The 19,973-nt window shown below is 60.6% G+C and carries 16 protein-coding genes and 4 pseudogenes; 8 read left to right on the forward strand and 12 right to left on the reverse strand.

Annotated elements, in window-relative coordinates; genetic code table 11:
- Position 1: 1 nt before the first annotated feature.
- From CI41S_RS44410 to CI41S_RS16065, 5 genes and pseudogenes are all read right to left on the reverse strand, one after another.
- Positions 2–244 carry a DUF3363 domain-containing protein gene (locus tag CI41S_RS44410; RefSeq protein ID WP_244626559.1) on the reverse strand — a complete coding sequence of 81 codons (243 nt, stop codon included), beginning with the start codon at positions 242–244 and terminating at the stop codon, positions 2–4.
- A complete protein-coding gene (locus tag CI41S_RS16050) occupies positions 222–890 on the reverse strand; it encodes a DUF3363 domain-containing protein (RefSeq protein WP_244626541.1) in 669 nt (222 codons plus the stop codon). Before CI41S_RS16050 ends, CI41S_RS44410 begins: the two co-directional genes overlap by 23 nt.
- Before the next feature lie 110 nt (positions 891–1,000).
- A pseudogene (locus CI41S_RS16055) lies at positions 1,001–1,141 on the reverse strand (IS110 family transposase); the annotation flags it as partial.
- Positions 1,142–1,185: 44 nt separating this feature from the next.
- A pseudogene (locus CI41S_RS16060) lies at positions 1,186–1,500 on the reverse strand (ParB/Srx family N-terminal domain-containing protein); the annotation flags it as partial.
- Positions 1,501–1,785: 285 nt separating this feature from the next.
- Complete coding sequence (locus CI41S_RS16065) at positions 1,786–2,157, reverse strand: hypothetical protein (RefSeq protein ID WP_139486143.1); 372 nt, start codon at positions 2,155–2,157, stop codon at positions 1,786–1,788.
- Between the two features lie 61 nt (positions 2,158–2,218).
- On the opposite strand from CI41S_RS16065, the gene CI41S_RS16070 reads away from it, so the two are divergent.
- Positions 2,219–3,049: a hypothetical protein gene (locus tag CI41S_RS16070; protein WP_139486144.1), complete on the forward strand. Its 831-nt coding sequence runs from the start codon at positions 2,219–2,221 to the stop codon at positions 3,047–3,049.
- Here the strand turns inward: CI41S_RS16070 and CI41S_RS16075 are convergent.
- Entirely contained in the window at positions 3,037–3,285 is a 249-nt protein-coding gene (locus CI41S_RS16075; RefSeq protein WP_139486145.1) for a hypothetical protein, read from the reverse strand. The genes CI41S_RS16070 and CI41S_RS16075 overlap by 13 nt on opposite strands.
- A gap of 599 nt (positions 3,286–3,884) precedes the next feature.
- Between CI41S_RS16075 and CI41S_RS16080 the strand changes: the two genes are divergently transcribed.
- Both CI41S_RS16080 and CI41S_RS16085 read left to right on the forward strand, forming a co-directional pair.
- Complete coding sequence (locus CI41S_RS16080) at positions 3,885–4,796, forward strand: ComEC/Rec2 family competence protein (protein WP_139860296.1); 912 nt, start codon at positions 3,885–3,887, stop codon at positions 4,794–4,796.
- Complete coding sequence (locus CI41S_RS16085; RefSeq protein ID WP_139486147.1) at positions 4,793–5,437, forward strand: hypothetical protein; 645 nt, start codon at positions 4,793–4,795, stop codon at positions 5,435–5,437. Before CI41S_RS16080 ends, CI41S_RS16085 begins: the two co-directional genes overlap by 4 nt.
- A gap of 1,329 nt (positions 5,438–6,766) precedes the next feature.
- On the opposite strand, the gene CI41S_RS16090 is transcribed toward CI41S_RS16085, so the two are convergent.
- From CI41S_RS16090 to CI41S_RS16105, 5 genes and pseudogenes are all read right to left on the reverse strand, one after another.
- Entirely contained in the window at positions 6,767–7,813 is a 1,047-nt protein-coding gene (locus CI41S_RS16090) for a phospholipase effector Tle1 domain-containing protein (RefSeq protein WP_283813126.1), read from the reverse strand.
- Between the two features lie 97 nt (positions 7,814–7,910).
- Positions 7,911–8,237: pseudogene (locus CI41S_RS45000) on the reverse strand (phospholipase effector Tle1 domain-containing protein); the annotation flags it as partial.
- Between the two features lie 27 nt (positions 8,238–8,264).
- Positions 8,265–9,203, reverse strand: a complete 939-nt coding sequence (locus tag CI41S_RS16095; RefSeq protein WP_172627122.1) for an SMP-30/gluconolactonase/LRE family protein — start codon at positions 9,201–9,203, stop codon at positions 8,265–8,267.
- Positions 9,160–11,157 carry a PQQ-dependent sugar dehydrogenase gene (locus CI41S_RS16100; RefSeq protein ID WP_430650027.1) on the reverse strand — a complete coding sequence of 666 codons (1,998 nt, stop codon included), beginning with the start codon at positions 11,155–11,157 and terminating at the stop codon, positions 9,160–9,162. The genes CI41S_RS16095 and CI41S_RS16100 overlap by 44 nt, the downstream gene beginning before the upstream one ends.
- 828 nt (positions 11,158–11,985) lie before the next feature.
- Positions 11,986–12,348 carry a hypothetical protein gene (locus CI41S_RS16105; RefSeq protein WP_139860299.1) on the reverse strand — a complete coding sequence of 121 codons (363 nt, stop codon included), beginning with the start codon at positions 12,346–12,348 and terminating at the stop codon, positions 11,986–11,988.
- 654 nt (positions 12,349–13,002) lie between these two features.
- Between CI41S_RS16105 and CI41S_RS16110 the strand changes: the two genes are divergently transcribed.
- From CI41S_RS16110 to CI41S_RS16120, 3 genes are all read left to right on the forward strand, one after another.
- Entirely contained in the window at positions 13,003–13,803 is an 801-nt protein-coding gene (locus CI41S_RS16110; protein WP_139860301.1) for a hypothetical protein, read from the forward strand.
- Positions 13,804–13,847: 44 nt separating this feature from the next.
- The gene (locus CI41S_RS16115) at positions 13,848–14,180 is read left to right on the forward strand and encodes a hypothetical protein (RefSeq protein ID WP_139860303.1); all 333 of its coding nucleotides are present in this window, start codon (positions 13,848–13,850) and stop codon (positions 14,178–14,180) included.
- A gap of 125 nt (positions 14,181–14,305) precedes the next feature.
- Positions 14,306–15,121 carry a S1/P1 nuclease gene (locus tag CI41S_RS16120; protein ID WP_172628068.1) on the forward strand — a complete coding sequence of 272 codons (816 nt, stop codon included), beginning with the start codon at positions 14,306–14,308 and terminating at the stop codon, positions 15,119–15,121.
- Positions 15,122–15,313: 192 nt separating this feature from the next.
- Here CI41S_RS16120 and CI41S_RS16125 read toward each other — a convergent pair whose 3' ends face one another.
- Positions 15,314–16,636 carry a DUF2252 domain-containing protein gene (locus tag CI41S_RS16125; protein ID WP_244626542.1) on the reverse strand — a complete coding sequence of 441 codons (1,323 nt, stop codon included), beginning with the start codon at positions 16,634–16,636 and terminating at the stop codon, positions 15,314–15,316.
- Positions 16,637–17,060: 424 nt separating this feature from the next.
- On the opposite strand from CI41S_RS16125, the pseudogene CI41S_RS16130 reads away from it, so the two are divergent.
- Positions 17,061–19,018, forward strand: a pseudogene (locus CI41S_RS16130) (S1/P1 nuclease).
- 141 nt (positions 19,019–19,159) lie between these two features.
- Positions 19,160–19,867, forward strand: a complete 708-nt coding sequence (locus CI41S_RS16140) for a hypothetical protein (protein ID WP_139486157.1) — start codon at positions 19,160–19,162, stop codon at positions 19,865–19,867.
- The last annotated feature ends 106 nt before the right edge of the window (positions 19,868–19,973 follow it).

Below are 19,973 nucleotides of genomic sequence, written 5' to 3' on the forward strand. Positions count from 1 at the left end.
TTCATCGTCCAATCCCGCGTTTGATGCCGATCGACCAGGAAATTCCCTCCCCGCCGACCTGACCGGTAACCAATTGCCCGCGCACGCGCTCCAATAGGGGCCGCCACGGCGCCAGCACGAACTCATGGGAACGCTCGATCAGGGCGAACCGTCCGCTGTTCAGCGTCAGCGAGCGCCGGTAGATGCCACTGACCTTGTCGCTGGCCCTGGCATCGACATGTTCAAGGGCGGTGCGCGCGGATATCTCCCGCGGCGGTCCGCTCCAGTTCGCGTGCCTTGAGCGTCTCGATCATATTCCGCGCAAAGCGCACCTGGCCCCCCTCCTCTTGCGCCAACCCCTGTTCGATCAGCCACCGCCGTCTCGCTCGTACCGCCGCCTCGACGTCCGCGCCAAAGCCGGTCGAGGCGTGTTCATTGGGCCCCTCTCCAACGAGCTTGCGATCCAGCCAGGTTGCACCCAGCGCCTGCGGCAGATTCTCTAGCTTTTGCCACGACAGCACTGTGGCCCGGACCGGATTGCGCGATTGCTGGAGTTTCTCGTATCGAAGTGCCCGCTCGAGATAGTCCCGTCCCACGCTCCAACTGCCATCGGCAAGACGGCTTACTATCCCCTCGCGCCGCATCGCTTCCAGCCGGCGGACGTGGGCGCCGACAAATTCGCCCGCTGCTTGCGGGTCGAATTCCCGATGCAGACGCTCGCCGTAAATGCCGTCACGAACCGCGGCGATCTCTGCGATCGTCCGATCGACCGCGCGCGGTTCAGCGACGCGCGACCTGAGCTCCAGAATTGTGTTCTGGACAGGCGGCTCATTGGCCCCGAGGGTACCAATCTCGGCATAGTGCGTCCGCCCGTCTATACCATCGATCAGGACGTAGCGGCGCTCCGACATTTTGTCTGCAAACCCCTCTGCACGAGGTCTCATCCGCGCGTCGCGGAGCTCCGTGTTCAGATGACTGCGTTCATCAGCTCAATCGATCCCCAAAATCAGGCCTTGCGACCTCACGCGAGGGGCGCGAGCAGCCTGCGTTCCTTGACGGCGGCGCGGGCGCTGGCGTCCGCTTTTGGAGCATCCGTATCACCACAATAGAACGTGCCATCGACCCACATCGCGTGCATGATCACGGCGAGTTTGCGCGCCACCCGCGACGGTTCCGTAGCTTGCTCCGGGAACCGTGCTCTCGATTCGCACTCCCGGCGCCGAGCACCACACAGGGGACGGGCTGGGTCTTTGCCATGCGCTTTTGCTTCACGAGCAGCTCCAGGGCGCGATAGCGCCTGCCACCGGCCGGCACCTCGTACATGCCGGTCGCGTTTCCCTCCGCATCGACCACCGCCCGCACGTTCAAGCTCTGCAGCAGGCTACGCTGGGCGATGCTCTCCGCGAGTTGCTCGATTGATATGCCCGCCTTCACCCTCCGCATATTGGACTGGCTGAGCACCAGCTTGTTGAAGGGAATGTCGCGCGACGGCGACAGCGTGATCTTATCGACTTTCGTCATTGGCGCTTCCCTACGACGGGTCCCCGGAGCCTCGCTCTCGGTCCTCAACTCGTCGGAGAACACAGCCCACTCCTCTTACTCTGGCGCGGCCGCCAAGCTGCAGGCGGCCCTCGCACCGCAGGCCCGGCACATTCGCGTGCACTCCTGCAGCAGGATCGGAAACGACTCCGCGCCGCACGACGTGCGTCGTCTCGTGACGCGCTGGCGCCCCTGCATCGGATCGGACAGGTTCAGGCCGTTGCCCGACGGCCGGTCCGTCCCCCTGCCTTCCACTTGCCTCGCAAATCAGTTAAACAGGGTGCGAATCAGTTGGGGAACCAACTCGTACAGCTGGCCGACAAAAATCGCGCCCAGCGCCAGTATCCCAAGTTGCGTAAGCTCATCCCCGCCCAACGGCAGATGAGGCTCGAGTTGCGGAACGAGCTTCCGCAGAATCAACAACGGGATTTCGCAAGCGATCGCCAACGCGACCAACACCAAAGAAACGCTCATAACTGAACCCTTCGCCTTGACATCAGGGTCACAGAAAAGCATGGGCCACGTTGCTGAGTCTCGATCGCCAGCTTCGCGCTGAATGTTCGTTTCCGCTTTCCAGCCTCCGAGATAAATAAGAGGAAAAACGCCTTTTAGGCGTTTTACACGTTCGGCGCGGCCCATAATCGCGAGATCGATTCGACCGCGACAGGGGCTGACGCTGTTCGACAAGCTTGTACTGAGGGTGCCTGGCAGCGAGCGCGATCTGCTCAGCCAGCCGGAAGGGTTCGATGCCGAAGTGTACCGCAAGCACTTCGCACCGTATCCCTGGACCCATATTCGGGGATTTCGGGAGCTGTTCGAGCTGCTGTTTCTGCAGCCCAATATCGGGTCCGACCTCGAAGCGATCGAATTCATGAAGGGCCTTTGGCCACAGATCGTACGGCGGGTGCCCGCCGAATGGCGCGCGTTCGACTTCAGGAACGCCCATTGGTCAGTTTGCAACAGCAGACAGATCGAATGGGTCTACATGGGAAAACCGGCGCGTCTCGACCGCAGCTGCCACGCCGCCATCGCGCTGCAGATTGCCTTCGAGTTCGCGGACAATGACGTCGTGCGCGGCCTCAATGTGTTGGACTATCTCGAACTGGTGCCGGCCACTTTCGCTCTCGACAACATCAGCGCCGTCGCCAAGACCTGGCTGAAGGGCGCTGTCCGGCCGGAGCATGTCGAGTACGATCGGACGCTGTTCGAGGGGCTCATCAAGAGCCTGTGTCCTGAGGATGGCCAGGACGAACAGCGCGGGCGGGTGCAGAAGGCAAAGACATTCCTGTCAAACGTCGCCGACGGGCATGCTCTGACTTTTGAGAACGCCGATCTGATCAAGAGGCACTTGCCCAGTGGCTGGGGCTCGCCGCGGATCGTGCCGCTCCAATCCCGCAAGGACGGCAAGCGGCGCGACAGCGGGGTCAAGCTACGGTGCTGCGATTTCGAGAGCGAGTTCGTCAAGCTCGACCAGGCCCGGTTCGAGCAACTCCGCCAGCGTGCCGCCGAGGCGAGACGTCAGGCCGGCTGACGGCCAGCACGGAGCGTCCTGATCTTTGCGCTATCGGTCGCAAACGAGCGACGCGGGCGGCCGATCCTTTGCTTGAATCTGGCCCTCAGTTCATCGGCCAGTCCAAATCCATCAAATACGCTGAGCGGCGCGGCATCCCAGTCGCGGACGCTGAAGACGCCGTGCTCGTTGAGCAGATAACGCACGAACGGGAGCATGTCGCGGTCGAAGCGGAATACGCTGACCAGCGGCGTCAAGACCGAGAGGTTGTCCGGCCGGACCGGGAATCCCTCGTCGGCGGAATGAAAAGCAATAAGCGTACCCATCGCATAACCAACGCGCCGGCCATGTCAGCGCTCCAAAAACAGTTACGTCACAACCGCAAACACTTTCTTAACCGCGTTCGAGCGCGATGCTGCCCGCAGTAGTGCGGCAGATGACGGCCGAGGGGGAGCGAGTCGTTGATTGATGCCCTCGCGAGTGTGACGGAGCACAGCACCGGCCAAGACTGGCCAGATCCCGGGGCAGCGCCGGACTGCCCTACAAATAGTCACGTCAGCATTATTGTCCTATCTTGGGCCAACAATCTGGTGTGATTCGCGTGTCAAATCGCAAATTTATAGAAAATGCTTACGAACTGGACTTGCGCAGTTCCTAGGCAGCCCCATATCGCCGACCAGCAGGCGGGACCACTCGCACGAGTTTTTCCGACTTCTCCAGGGTTGAAAAACGACCGCCCCGTAAGGGCGGGCGAACGCAGGAGCATGCCTTTGCGACACGTATCTGACCATCTTTGCCACGGCCTGCGCGAAGCACGGCCGACGCGGACCGGAAGCCGCCGGAAGGCGGTGCTGCAATGACCATCATCAAGAGCTTCGCCGTCGGCAACGGCGACACGTTCTATATCCGGCACGCAAGCGACAACTTCACGATCATCGATTGCGACCTGAACGACGACAACGCCGACGGCATCATCAAGGAACTGAAGGAGCAGTCGGCCGACAGGGGAATCACGAGGTTCATCTCCACACACCCCGACGACGACCATTTCGGCGGCATCGAGCGGCTCGACGCCAAGATGCCGATCCTGAATTTCTACGTGGTCAAGAATAAGGTCATCAAGGAAGAGGAGACCGAGTCCTTCAAGCACTACTGCAAGCTCCGCGACGATACTGGCAAGGCGTTCTACATCTACAAGGGATGTTCGCGTCGCTGGATGAACCAGGACAACGACGAGCGAGGCTCCGCCGGCATCAGCATCCTGTGGCCGGACACGTCGAACGCGCACTTCAAGGAGGCGCTTGCGGACGGCGAGGAAGGGATCAGCTACAACAACATGTCCGCGGTGATCCGCTATGCCATGAACGGCGGTGCCAGCTTCTTGTGGCTCGGGGACCTCGAGACCGAGTTCATGGAGAGCATCACCGACAGCATCAAGCTGGAGAAGACCACTGTGGTGTTCGCGGCACATCACGGCCGGAAGTCCGGCAAAATCCCCGACAGTTGGTTGGAGAAGCTCGATCCGCAGATCATCGTCATCGGCGAGGCGCCTTCCCGGCATCTCCACTACTACACCGGGTACAAGAAGATCACCCAGAATCACGCAGGTGACATCCTGTTCGATCTGCAGGGCGATAAGGTGCATATCTATGCATCAAATCCAAAATACTCGCGGGACGATCTCGACAACGAAAACCAGAACGCGTTTTCTGGCTACATCGGCAGCATCACCATCGAGACCGAGTACACTCTGCAGCCCGCGAAATGACTGCAGCAGCCCGATCCCAGGTCCTCAAGGCCGGCAATATCAAGTGGCTGGTCATGCTGGCGATGCTCGACGCCGGCGTGATCTTTCTGTTCGTCGCGCCGGGCCTGGTGCAGGCCGATACGTTCACGGCTCTGCGCGCGAGCCTGGCGCCAGTGCTACCCGTGGCGGTTCTGATCCTGAACGGGCTCATCTCCCACGAGACCAAGGCGCGCCTGGTCTACTGGAAGCTCACCAACCCGCTGCCGGGCAGCGAAGCCTTCACCAGGCATGCGCCCGCCGATGCGCGTATCGACATGGCCGCGCTCAAGCGCAACGTCGGCGTGCTGCCTACCGATCCGGCGGACCAGAATGCGAAATGGTACAAACTGTACCGGAGGGTGAGTGGCGATCCCGCCGTCGTGGAGGCACACAGGCTGTACCTCCTGTACCGTGACATGGCGGCGATCTCGATCATGCTCGTGCCGCTCGTGCCTGCCGCACTGTTTCACGCAGGTTCGTCCGGCATGGCATGCGCGGCAGCGAGCGCGCTGTTCGCCGTGCAGTATCTGCTCTGCGCTATTTCGGCACGTCACAGCGGCATTCGCCTTGTGACCAACGTGCTCGCGATCCACGCCACCAGGAAGGTCGCTGCCGCTCCATGACGCCATGAGGATCCGGCGCAACAAGGCGATTGGCGGCACATCGCGCTTGAGCGATCGATCGCAGGCGGCCGTGCCGCCGGAGAAAAGACCAAGGCGGCGTGCGCCGCTGGCGCATCGCCGCGAACAAACTTAGCGTGTCAGACGCAGCGCAGAGAAGTGAACCCGCGGACGTGGAGACCGGTGCTTGCTGGGCACCCGGACGAGGGGAGTGATAGCGACGGTGGCATCGCAGATGCCGACGGCCCGAGGCCGAGAGCCCCCGACGTGCATGGCTATCTTGCGCGAAGGATCGTCACCCGTAAGGGCCGAGACCGATCCTGGGCTCGGTGAGCGCCAGCGCATAGAGCCTGACCGGCGAAGCCGGACGCGCCGCGGCCGCACACGTTGCTGGGAAGATCATCGCAGGGCAACTCTGCGAGCGGAGGTCAGGGCCTTGCCGAGAAAGCGCGAATACGGCGTCTGCCGGCTGACAGGCCAGCTGGGCAAATTTGTAAAAGCCCATCTCCTGCCGAAGGCGCTGACGCGGCCGGGCGTCGCCGGAACGCCGTTCGTGGAAATGTCTACATATGGGACCGGCCAAAGCGGACGTGGAGCAGCTGGTACGACACCAGCCTCGTCACCGCCGACGGCGAGGCGATACTCGCTGAGTTCGACAACGCGGCGATCGCCGAGCTGCGGAAGCAGAAGCTGGTGTGGAGCGGCTTTGGGCCGCTGCAAAGCTTGCCCTATAGGCCGGAACATGACATCTTCGGTGAGACGGACCTCGGCCTGCGCAGGCTCGAGGGCACCGACTGCCGTGCCTTGCGGCTGTTTTTCCTGAGCCTCTTGTGGCGCGCCGCCGCCTCCAGGCACGAGGCATTCGGCGGAGTGCACCTTGCAGCCGACGAGCTCGCCGAACTCGGTTCAAGGCTGGTCGCGCGCGATCCTGGGCCGCCGACCTATTTTGCCGTGCATCTGATCCAGCTCTCGACGGTCGGCGCAGTGCAGAACCTGACGCCGTTCGGGATGACCATGCGAATTCCTGAACTCGGCGAGGTCGAAGCGCACTCCATTCCGGTCTTCCGTATCTATCTTGATGGCCTGATTGCGCATGTTCACCCGAACCGTAACACCGCTTATGACGGCGAGAAAATGGGCACGCTGGTTCTTGGCCAGTGCGAATTTACGGCGATCCTCACCATCGCGGACAAGATATCGCTCAGCATGAGGACATGCAAAAACGCCTCGCAGAGGCGTGGAGCAGCTGGCCCGATCTGGTGGAGAAGTTGTAGCCGGAAACCGCAACACCTAAGGACCGGCCGGCGCGGCGCGCTTGACGATAGAGCGGCCTCACAACCGTCCCGGAAACAGCCGCCCCGGAAATCCCGCGAGCTGCCAATTGGCTTCGATGTCGTCGGCCACACATTGCGGATCTGGTGCGGGCTGATTGGTCGCCCTCGTCCCGAAATACTGCGCGAACTCGACATGAACCGCCATGTTGATCGGCCGGTAGGGCCCGCGACGATCGAAGATCTGCACTTCATCGCACGCGAAGCGCTTGTAGACCGACTTGTGCATGATCGCCCCCGACGTCTTCGTGACGCGGCCGACCGGCAGATCACGAAGCCCTTTCTTCAGCCATCCGCCGGCCTGCTCATCGTGCTGCGGACCGGCCGCGTCGGGCCATAGTCTCAGAACGCTGCTGTCGTGCTTCAGACCGTCGGGGATGATCGAGGCCGCGGCCAGCATCCAGCCCATGGCGTTGTCCGACAGCCGCGCCTCGTTCTCGAGATAGCCGCCCCCCACATTGGCATCGACGCCGGGAAACCAGACCTGCTCGAAATAGAGATTCCTATAGGCATCGCGCTTGTCGAGCTTTTCATCGGTCGGCTGCCAGCCGACGCGGGCAAAGTCAGCACGATTCTCATCGATCGAGATGGCATGCTTGGCGTAGCCGACATTGACGTTGAGGGTCTTGTCGTAGAACTCGTGCTTGAAACGGGTCAGGTGCAGCGTCGCCAGGCGCTTGAAGAAACCGTAGCCGCGCAAGCGGGGCGCGATCTTCAGATAGTTCTGCAGATAGATCAGGGCGGCACCAACGACCGCGAGATAGCTGAGGTCGCGCGCAAGATGGCCGGTCCAGGGCCAGTTCGGAGCAAGCAGAGCGGCGAGCTTTTGCAGGACCACCGGCAGAGCGACGATCACGAAAGCGAGCACCAGCGGCAGCCACTTGTTGCCAAGGGCCGCGACCGTATCGAACACGCCGATGAAGTACGGAAACACATTGGCCTCCCCGGTTTGCGGGTTGGCGCAAGCATGGTCGGCACGGAACCTGGCGGCGATGGCATTGCGCGTGTCGAGCATGAAGTTCAGATAGCGCCCGGGAGCCCGCGACATCGAGCGGCAACGCAGCTCCGCCCGGCAACTGCCGCGGAATGCCGCAATATGACATGACGCCGGCAAGGGAGCGCACCGTATAGGCGCCACGGCTGAACCCGATCAGGAAGATGCGGTCGCCATCCTCGTAGAGACGGATGATCGCGGCATAGCAATCGATGATGTTGGCGGTGATGCCGAGCCCGGTCGCCATGCTGAGCAGATTGTAGATCTTACGCATCCAGCCGAAGTCGAGATGGCCGCCATCGGCCGCGGAGCCGAGCCCCGGATCATAGAAAGCGACTTGCTCGCCGGGATCGATCCGGGTGTCGGGCCCGGCCCGGCAGGCGCGGTACAGCTTGTAGACGTTGGTGCGCACCTCATCGAAATCGATGCCACCGGCCTGACCGGTGCCGTCCGAGAAGATGACGATGTTCTTCGGCATGGGCCGCCACCCCTCCAACTCTGCCGGCTAGCAATGGCCACGCTGCAGACAATGCTCGCGGCCTTCCTGATCGGTGCGAAACGTCTCGATGAAGCCGCCCTGCCGCTGGCTGACAAAGACGGTCTTGCCATCACTGCCGCCGAACGCGAGGTTCGTCGGCTCTTTGGCACCGAGCGCGACTTCCCGTTCAACGGCGCCGTCCGGCCGCAGAACGGCGATCGCGCCGCGCATGATGCGGGCAACGAAGATCCTGCCGGCAACGTCAGTGCGCAGGCCATCGACCGTATCGGGCTCGAATGTCCTGATCAGCCTCGCATCGGCGAGGCCGCCCTCACCCACCGCATAGGACCATATCTGCCCGGAATTGGACTCGCTGACATAGAGCCGCTTCCCGTCGGGACTAAGATCGATGCCGTTGGTGGTTCCCATGGCGCGGGGAGCTGCCATCACCTCGCCGCCCACCGCTCCATCGGCACCGCGCACGATGCGCCATATCCGGCCGCTGCGTCCTTTCCAGTTCGGATCGCTGGCATAGATCACGCCATTGCTTGCAAGCGTGATGTCATTGGGCTGGTTCATCTGATCGGAATGAAAAAACACCTGCGGCTCGCGGCTGCCCGGCCTGAGCATGAAGATGTTGTGCTTCTTGTAATCGGCGATGAACATCGTGCCGTCGCGGTCGATGCGGATGGCGTTGCCGACGCTTCCTTCCGGCAGATCGATGAACTTCTCCGATCGCGCCGCGCCAGCGGCAAGCTTTCCGATCGTGCCCGGCTTGCCGATATTGACGACGAACAGGTTGCCGTCGCGGTCGGCGGCCGGCCCCTCGATGCCGAACGTGTATTCACCGTTAGGCGTTGCCTGGCTGCTCTGAAAGAGCCGCGGCTCGGTGGCTGCGGCCGCGCAGCCTGCCAGCAGGATCTCACAACAGAGGCACCAGGTAATTGCTCTGGATGTAATAGCCATCGCCGTCGCTGCAGTCGCCATTAAGGAAGGGGTCGGCCGGCCGGTAGAAACGGCTGAAGCCGGGCTTACCGGTGGCGTCCTTTTGCGTCACCACGACGACCTTGGTGGTCGGGATTTCGCCGCAGACCTTGCCCTCCTTGCTGAAGAACTGGCGTTCGGGCCGCCCCGGCTTGATGCGCATGCGGGTCCCCGGAACCATCTTTCCAACCAGATAGTCGGCAAGATTGAGCACCCGCAAATAGCCCGGCTCGGTCTTTGGCAGGTTCTCGCCGCCCGGCGGCATCTGCTTCTCGGCCCCGATGCCGCGGAGCCGGATGCGCAGCCTCCCGGAATCCGGGTCTCCGGGATACATCCAGCCGTCCTGCCCCAGCATGAAGCGCAGCACCGCCTCATCCTTTTGGGCATCGCTCTGGCCGGCTTTAAGGCCGAAATCCGTATGGCAACCGACACAGTGCTTTTCGACCAGGTTGGCACGGACCGAGGCGAGGTAGCCGGACTTCTGCGCATCCTGCTTGACGAACGACACCAGTTCGTCGATCTGGGCCTGGGAGCGCATGTCGCATGGCAATGCCGACGGTGGCTCGCCACTGGCGCGGTCGATCCGGATGATGGTCTGGTTCTTGTCCTCGACCAGCCAGATCGCGCCATCGCCGGCGACCGTCATTCCGACGGGGGCGCCGCGGGGACGCGCGCCGTTGACGCGGTGCCAACCCGAGATCAGCTCCTCGTAGGGCGCTGCCTTGACCGGGCCATCGTCGGTCTGAAAGGCCCGGGTTGGCTCCGAGGCGCAGCTGACCTGGTAGCGAACCGGCGGCGGGCTGAGCTTTGGAAAGCCGTGGTCGTCGACGTCGTAGATCAGGAGGCGATTGCCGGTCGGCCGGTAACCGTGAAGGCTGATCAGCAACCTGCCCTCGAGCTCGGGAAACTTGCTGCCGTGGTAATAGAGCATGCCGAGCGGCGCGCTGTGCGGCGGCAACAGCGAGTAAGGCTGCTTATAGAGGACGGCGTTGTTGCACAGGTTCTTGTAGGGGCCCGACTGCAATACGGCCTTGAATTCCGGGCTCGCGGTCGAAAGGTCATAGCAATACGGCCAGCCATAGTGCTTGCCCTTCTCCAGCGCGTTAATTTCCTCGTTCGGCTTGAAGATGTCCTGCAGATCGCGTCCATTCTCGCCCTGCAGGAAGGCGTAGCCCGGATCCGGAAACCGCGGATGGACGGCGAGCGCCATCGAGTTGCGCAAGCCACGCGCATAGATCTCGCGCGGCGGATTGGCATCTCCGGGCTTGAGTACCGGAAAGATGCCGCCGGCCGGCGGCGTGAACATCCAGATCGATGCCAGCGGCCACGGGCCCTCGCCCGCCGAACATGGCCTCGTGATCGGCGTCCTTGTGATGCAGTCATCGCTATGCGAGCCGACATTGACAAAGATGCGTCCCAGCCGATCGAAGATGAAATGCTTCAGCGAGTGGCTGCTCTCGGCGATCTTTGTGCCATCCGGCAGTGTGATCCTGCGGCCCGGCAGCCCCTGCACGATCACCTCCATCGTGCCGCGCGGGTCGGCGGCGAGCGGGTCGAAGCGGAAGATCATTTCGGCGGTCGAAGCATAGACCTTCCTGTCGGGTCCGATCGCCAGTCCAAATGGATATTCGAGGTTTGTGATTGCTTCCTTGAGCCGCTTGCCTTCGGCCGCCTTGGGATCGAGCACCAGGAGCCGGCCATTGGCACGATTCCAGCCTCCCATATCGGCGACGACGAACAATTCATGGCCGGGGATCTGCACGATGGAACGGGGGAATTCGAGGCCGTCCTCATCGCTGGCGACGAGACCGGCACAAAAGCCTTTCTTCATGTCGATCTGGATCCGGGGAAACGCCCCACAGCGATCCGCGCCAACGGCATAGCCGCTCTTGCGGACCGGCTCGGCGAGACCAGCCGTGCTGAATGCCACGAGCATAAGAACCATGGCGATCGGACTGGCGGCGAAGACTGCAACGGCACGGATGCCAGCGGCGCGCGCCGGCCTTAGGGCCGGTGCCCGGCGACAAAATAGGCTCACGGGAAGCACCCAATCATTGCGAGAGAAAAACTGTCCGAATACACGCGCCAGAATTTCACAACTTTTGCGATAGTCAAGGCTTGCGAGAATCGGTCCGGCGGACTCCGTTTGCCCTTTTATTCAAGAATTGAGTTTCGGTTCCTGGTCCGCCAGCATCCGCTCCAGAATCAAGGGGATGATTCCGGTGACCAGCAAACTCGAAACTCCAAGTTCGTTTGCTTTGCGTCGAGGCTCGGCGTGGGGAACACGGGCGTCCCAAGCCCGCCGCCTAGCGGTCATGTTGTCTCCGCCGGACGCGCGCCTGGAGGAAGCCTATGCGCTGGAGTGCGATGCCCAAAGCCGGCGCTGACGAGGCCGGGGACCTTCCATCTGCAACATCCTTGGTTGCAAGATACGTCAGCTGGGCAGGCCGGGCAGCCGCGAGCAAGGTCGGGATCGGCCAGCATCAGCGCGGAGGCTGATCGACCGCGATCACCGGCTTGTTGCCGAGGTTCTCCTCCGCTTCGAACGGTGACATCCCGCGGAACATCACGGGTTTTCCCCGGGCCGCTGGTGCATCCCTTCGGCAAGTCTGAGACTTTCTCTCCAATAGCTGTCCGACGCTCGGGACCGGGCTGGTAGCCCCAGCTCTGCTCGAGGGACAGCCGCAATTCATCGGACAGGCACTCCATCCAACGCAAATCGTGGCGGTCGCGCGCAGGATTGTGCTCCACTTCAGCGATCCGCTCACCGACCCGCCGCGCGGCCTCGCGGATGGCCGGCGTCGCCAACCATCTCAAGCTCGCTCCATCGCAGAGCCAGGAATCGTTGGACGTTGACTTTCCATTCAGGGCTCGTCGGAGCCAAAGCCTGATCGGTCAGCCTGCCGGCAGCGCGGACTGCATCGAAATAGACTTCGAGCTTCTTCTGAAGAAACGGACGCTGGGCCTCGAGCTTTCGCGCGTCATCGCGCTCGACCCGGAATTTGTAATAGGCCCAGGCGCCTCCCGCCATGCCGGAATGACCGTCCACAGCGCGCCGGCGACGAGAACGGCAAACGGCTGCCAGCCGCCGTTCGCGGCGGAAAAAACCTGTCAACCGGTCTGCCATGCTCCTCTCCACCGGGTTGTAGCCCTCCCTTCGTGCACTGTAAGCGCGAATCTTGAACGGCAAAGGCACGCACGCGCCATCCAGGCCGATCCCAGTAAAATCCTGGACTCTCGACAAAGCGGTTCAACCGTCCGGGTCGTGCAGTAGCGACGTCCCGGCATGACGGTCCAGGCTCTATCGGCAAAAAGCCCCCGGATGATCGAACCCATCCCCAGCCCGCAGATCAAGCGCCGCAATCCAACAGGGGCGATATCCGCTTTACTCTCATAGTCGTCAAGTCCCCACGGCCCCACGCTATGATTGATCGACCAGAATCCGAAGCGCTCCAGGCGCCCGCGACACCCGCTCACAACCCGTACGATCCGGGGTGCGACGGGCGGCAACGTCAGCGGATCTGGCAATGATCGAACGGACCGCCCACAGCAGCCCAGTTCTTTCCTCCGAGAGCTGCGTGCGCCGCGACCCGAACAAGGCCTTACCTTGACATCTGACAAATAAGTTGAGCGCCCCACTCGACTCCAGATGGTACTTATGTATGGTTACGTCTATACAATCATAGGTCGAAGCACTCTTTCAGACTTGTGAATGCCGGTTACGAAACCGACGCGATAGCACTTGCAAATTTTTTAGAAGTTTATTTTCAGGATTTCAGTAGTGTGGCGCCACGTTATTTCCGCCCTTTTGGTCTGCGTCGTAATTGGCGGCGGCATCGCCGGCTATTCTGCGATACGCGAAGGACAGTTCTACCTCGCTCCTGTTGTTTTGATCTTGATGGCAATGATGTTGACGGCGCTGCCGCTGCTGATCTGCTATGCGCAGTCCACCTCGCTGCAGAGGCAAGTTGAGAAACTCGCATCACTCGACGACCGAACTGTTTCGAATACCTCGCACAAGATCGCCTTCAGCAACCTTAATTCGATCAAGCCGGCGATCTTCGACCAGTATTATGCGCTGCCAATGACCACCTTTGCGTTCGTCGTCATGTTCTGCTGGATGATGACCAACGCCGTCTACTTTAAACCGGAGTATTTCCAAGTACCGAATGTCATTCTCGGCGGCCTTGCAGTGATCGGAAAGGCTGATCCCGCGACGATCCAGAGCTATCAAAGCGGCACCTTCGTTGCCGGCTGCTTCGGCTTCATCGGCGCCTACATCTACATCAACTGGCGGCTGCTCGACCGGATCAACAATAACGACATTTACCCCATTTCGTTTTACTACTACGCCGCGCGCATGCTTGCGGCAGCCATCATCGCCGGGATTGTACGTCATATCACCCCGCAATACGGGGCGAATGTCTCGGTCATTCTGCTTTCCTTCACCATAGGTTTCATACCCGACATCTTTATCACCTCGATTGTCCGGCGCGCTTCGCAGGTCATCAAGATCAACAGCGATCAGCCAGACCCCGTGGCGGAGTTCGTGCCAAGAAATTCATCGCTTCTGATGATCTAGGGTATGGACCGCGACAAGATCGACCGGCTCTCGGAGTTGGAGTTGTGACCAACTCCGAAGTGCTCGCTTGTCAGAATCCGTTCATTCTGTGGCTGCGGCTGCCCTACGAGCTCCTTCTCATCATCGATTGGATCTCGCAAGCACAGCTCTGTCGCCTGATGCGGGACGAACATGTCGCGCAGCTCAGACGGACGGGCATCTGCGGCAGCCTCGACTTCTTTACGATCGCATCGTCTCCGACTGCTCGACAGGTCTTGTCGCAGACAATCGGCCTTCCCGCCGATCTCGTCGAGGCCATTCTACAATCGCTGCAAACCGACCCGATTTTTCTTCGCCTGGCGGAGGTTCAGGACGCCCTGCGCAAACCCGTTAACTGACCAAGCTTGTTCATCGCTCGTCCGACTATCCTAGAGGAGATGCTCATGACCCGACTCCGCTTAGGCCTGGCCGCACTCGCCTGCGGCGCCATGTTCAACAGCTCTCAGATCAACCCGAGCCTTGCGTGGGGCCCGAAGGCCATCAGATCGTTGCGTTGGTCGCACAATCGTTTCTGGAGCCTGACGTTCGCAAGCGCGTCAACGCCTTGCTTGCGGCTGATACGGATACGCTCACCCCGCACGATATGGCATCAGCGGCGAACTGGGCGGACAGATACCGAGATGCCAACATCGATAACTCGCGGGTAAGAACCCGGCAATGGCACTTCGTCGATATTGAGATCTCTGACGGGAACCTTGACTCTGCGTGCTTCAATCATCCGGCGGTTCCGGGCGGATCGCCGGCGTCGGATGGACCGGCTGCGGATTGCATTGCCAATAAAATTGAGCAATTCGCAGCTGAACTTGCGGATCCCGCCACCGATGCTGAGGAGCGCGTGGTTGCGCTCAAATTTCTGCTTCACTTCGTCGGTGACGTGCACCAGCCTTTGCACAGCTCCGACGATCAGGATCGCGGGGGCAACGACAGGCGCGTCTCCGCGGCGGGCTTGAGCGCGGGGAATCTCCACGATTTCTGGACACCGAATTCGTCGAGCCCGCTGGGAACAGATCCAGAAACAGTCGCCTCCGGCCTGATCGGTCACATCACGGTCAATCAGCAGAACGAACGGCAATCCGGCGGGCCCGCCGACTGGGCCAGGGAGGCTTTCGCACTCTCCAAGAATGACACCTACGGCCAGCTCCCAAGCCCCGGTACCCACGGCAGCTTCCGGCTGACGGACGACTACGTGACGACCGCGACCAACGATGTTGCCATCCAGCTCAGCAGGGCCGGCGTCAGATTGGCCATGATGCTAAACAAGGCGCTCCATGCGCGTTAGACGGCTGGAAGCCGCGCGAGGATCGAATGGCTGGCTTTGGGCGAGCCGCGCGGCAGAAAATACAGGGAATCTTTCTCGTCGATCGCGTTACCGATGGCGTGCGCCATCGCCGGATCGCTCGAGCGGCGTGTCTTGCAGGAGGAGACTTCGGTCGGACCTTTGATCTCCCCACCTGGTCGCCGCGAAGCCGCACTACTTCGCGCCTCGTCGCGTCGGACCTGACCGACGAGAGCGGACTAACTCATCATGGTCTGTGACGGTCTGATCGGCATAAGCCATCGCGAAAGATGCAATTGCCCGATCCATAATGGCGCTTCTTCCGATGTAGCCTGCAATCTTGGCGGGCTCTCCCGATCGAGCGTGCGCCCGCGCGAGCGTCCTGGCGCATAGCGCCGCGTATTCATACAGCGCTTCCAGCTCGGCTATCTCACCAACGCCACCCAACCTGCGGTTCTTGAGCGTGCGGACGTAGAATTCGCGACGCGAAGCGGAATCATGGGAGAAGCCCAAGAATATGTCACTGGCGGCCTGCATTTTTCGCTGGCCCTCGACCACGCGACGTCCCTGATTACCATCGTATGCTGCGTTGGGATCGACACGCTCCATGGCGGATCGCTGCGCTTGCTTGATTTGCAAAAAGAGCGGCTCGTCGTCGGCCGTCAAGAAGAGCGCAACGCAACAGAACGTGCCGACCGAACCGACGCCGACGGCCTTGAACACGATATCCCGCATCCGGTAGCGATCGAGAAGAACCGACCGGTCGGGCGTCAAGGCATCGCGGTAGTTCTCGAAGAGCCGTTTGGGGTCGGGCGGACGCTCTTTGGGCGGCATCTGATCGAAGTGGAAAATCGTCGGACACTTGTCGGCGATACGGTGTCGCTTCCTGACAAAATGCGGGAAATTGTCATCCTTAGAGAGGCCACTCCCCTTCGCCCGGTCGACGGTCGTCCGAAGTTTGTGCCGCAATGCTCGGCTCCCGAACCTCTCGATCTCGTTTTCCAGGTCGATGCGGCTGTGCCATATCTCGGCAGGGGAAAGCATGGACAGAATACGCATCCGCTTTCGGTATGCACTCGCTACGTGCTCGGCTACGGATCGAGCTTCGCGCGCCGAAAAACCAGCGTTCAGCGCCGCTACAGCGGCGCTTGCGGCGAGACGCTTCAAATCGACCGTGAAATCGATGCCGTCCAGTGTCTCATCAAAATCGTTGACATCGAACGCAATATTGCCTTCCGGAGTAACAAGAGCACCAAAGTTCATGAGATGACCGTCACCACAGGCCTGAACCGTCAGGCCGGTCATCGGCCCGAGGGCCAGATCATGCGCCATGACTGCCGCCGCCCCCCGGAGATACGCGAATGGGCTTTCGGCCATTCTTTTGTACCGGAGCGGAAGAAGTGTCTTTACCCGGTCGACGTCGCCTTCCTTAAGGATTGCCAAGGCGCTTCGGTTGCCGGGGATACGCAATTCCGCGTGCGCCTCTCTGGGCACCGAGCGGCGGAGCGCCTTGCCCATGCTCAGCCGGTCGTTTCTCGATCTAAGGTCCGCATCCCTTCCGGGCCGCTTCATTTCGCTCCACGCTCCGTTGACATTTCGCCTAAAGGTTGCAATGCTCCATCGCTATTTTCAAGAGCTTTTGCGCTCGAGCCTTGGTTAGCGGCTTGAGGCCGTCCGGCGCAGGCTCGTCAAAAAGCATTTGCGCCAACAACTTGTCTGACGGGACATTTTGCAATCCCGTCCTGAGCCTCGAAGGACCATGGCTGACGCTGGACCGATCGTCACCGGTTCTGCTCAGGCCCCCGTTTGCATGAGCTTCGGTTGATTTCGCCGGGTGATTTCTAAAGGAGATTTTCGTATGCGAGCCAGTCAGCGAGCCGCCGGTCACTCGATGCGCGCTCAAGCAATTGCCGGCAACCACGTCGTCACCATCGGCGTCAACATGGACCAGGTTGAAACCAACGACTTGTTGGGCTTCGGCTTCCATAGAACCGATAGGACCGAGAACGACGCGTATTGGCTTGAAGGTCAGAAGCGGTTCAAGATCAGCGATCCGGGGCTGCCGCCCGGCACCGGTGTGCCAACCAATAAACACCCGATCCAGTCCTTCCTTTGGGCTGACTTCACAGCGAAAGGCGCGCATTCCTACGTTTACAGGGTAGTGGCGATCCGCGGCACACCCGATGCACCACAGGAGGCGGAATCGGTCGAACTGGCGGTCTCTACTGAGGGACACGACCTCGAGGAGGTTCACGACGTCTTCTTCAATCGGGGCGCTATCGCTTCGCAAGCTTACGCGAACCGATACGGAAACAAGGATCCCGATGAAGTTGGTCCCGAAGCTTATGCCTGGTTGTCGCGGGGTCTCCACGAAGCGTTGATCGGCTTTATCGGACAAGCAAAGGACCGCACCTTCTCGTTGAGAGCCGCGATCTACGAGTTCCAGTATCCGGACGTCCTCGACGCCTTCCACACGAGCGGCATGAACGGCGCTGACATCAAGATCATTTACGACGCAAAGAAGAACGCAAAGGGTCCGAAGCAGAAGAACGAAGAAGCGATCAAGACCGAGCAGATCAAGGCGCTTTGTATCCCGCGTACGGCCAACCCAAGTTACATCGCCCATAACAAGTTCATCGTCTTGCTTGAGAACGGCAGACCGATATCGGTCTGGACCGGCTCAACAAATGTGACGACCAATGGAATCTTTGGACATTTGAACGTTGGCCACATTATTCGTGACCCGGCCATCGCGGCTCAATACCTTGAGTATTGGACCGCACTTTCCGATGATCCTGAAGCCAAGGATCTCAAGCCCGTCAACGTGAAGAACACTCCGGCTCCGCGAGACGTAGCCGCGAAGGATGGCCGAATCGCTGTGTTCAGCCCACGCTCCAACCTCGATGCTCTCGATTGGTATGTCGAGATGATGGCTGACGCAAAGAAGGCGGCTTTCCTTACCGGCGCGTTCGGTGTCCCTGCCCCCTTTGTCGACCTGCTCAAGACGGAATCCGACGTTGTCCGATATATTCTCCTCGAGAAGCCCGGCCAGGGCCCTAACGCCGGCGAAGTCCTTAGCGAAATCCGCGCAGTGCGCTCCAATCAGATCGTCGTCGGGCCGCCCAAGTGGTTCTCTCTGAACGCCTTCGATGATTGGCTCGAAGAGAGAAAGAACCCGTTCAGTGAGAACGTCGAGTACATTCACACGAAGTTTCTTCTTGCCGACCCGCTTGGCGATGATCCTTGGGTGGTTACCGGATCCGCGAACTTCAGCGGAGCGTCGACGAACCAGAACGACGAGAACATGGTGGTGATACGAGGCAACGGCCGCGTCACCGACATCTATCTCGGTGAATTCATGCGGATCTACAATCACCTCTCCTTCCGCTCATGGGCTGCCGGCAAGACGAAGGAAGAATTGAACTGCTCGAAGTCAGCCGCTGATCGTGCTGATGCCCTGAAATTTGTTATTCATTTCGTAGGCGACGTACACCAGCCGCTTCACGATGAGACACACTTCGGTGTCGACGGTAAGGATGACAGGGGGGAAATAGTGTTTCCGTCTCGTTTTTCGGACAGCCCAGCAACTTGTACGCCGTGTGGGACACGGGCCTGATCATGCACACGGTTTATGCTTGGGGAACCTATGTAACGCGGCTGCAGACGGGTTGGCTTGATGGCCGAGATATCAGCGCGCTGGAAGGGGGGACGCCTGTCGATTGGGCGACTGAGGCTCATCGATTCGTCGAGACCGCCTACGACATCCCCGCTGACGGCAACTTGGGGGATGCCTACTACGCGAAAATGATTCCGGTCGTTGATCGCCAGCTCGCTCTCGGCGGCGTCCGGCTGGCACACGTTTTGACGGACGCCCTCCGAAATGCCGATAGCTGTCACTAGGGGCTGACTATGATCAAAGGCGCAATTACAGCATGGACTGCAAGCCTCATCATCGGAGGGCTTACAGCGTTATCGGAACCAGCGCGAGCCGAAAACGTGACAGAATGCGTCGGTACGTTCTGCTACTGCGTGCGATCAGAGATGCGCGATCCCATCCAGAAAAAGGTGCAGGAGATCCGATCGCGCATCGACGCAGAAAAGGCCAAAGGGAAGGTTGTCGGCTATCTCAGCATCCCGATCTCGACAATCGCGGGAAGCTATTTCGGCGAAAACGTCAAGGTCGCGGCCGAGATCAAGGAGCGTGTCGAAAGCGGGTTCGGTCCGAAAGCCGCTTGGCTCCTGGACTCTGCAGGGCCCGAAGTATCGCTGCCGTCCGGCGCGAACGGTGCGGAATACATGTTGATGTGGACCAACGTTCTCGCCGGTCCAGATGGGCTGGGCGCTTTCGATTTTGTCTACTTCACCGGACCGTCCGACTTTGCTTACCATTTTGGGCTCGATGGTCACGATGATCTGACGAAGCTCGACCAATATTACGACAGCGCCTCCAAGACGGATCCGGGACTGAAGGCCGTCTCAAAAAAGGAGTTTCGCGCCTACTATGGCATTGGCGCATCGGTGACTTACAGCTATGGGTCACACGACGAATGGGACATCGTTCGTTCCATCAAGGAGGCTAGGCGTAAGTTGGATGAGAAGACAACGGCCGATAAGCAGAAGGTCGGTATTGCCATCCAGATGGGCGTCTATTTTGACGGGCAGGCGGTTGCCCCTGGATTGTTCGAAACGGGGATCGCTGCCGGCAATGCGGGAAAGTGTGCCGCGCCGGACGATACCAAAACGCGCTGACCGAGCCTCGATTTGGACTGCGCGTTCTCACAGCAGGTTGTTCGAGCCAAGCCGAAGGTTCACGAACGCGTCCGACGGCGGCGATGAAGCAAGGCCGGCACGAACG

Source organism: Bradyrhizobium ivorense (genome assembly GCF_900696085.1).
In the GTDB taxonomy this organism is placed as follows: domain Bacteria; phylum Pseudomonadota; class Alphaproteobacteria; order Rhizobiales; family Xanthobacteraceae; genus Bradyrhizobium; species Bradyrhizobium ivorense.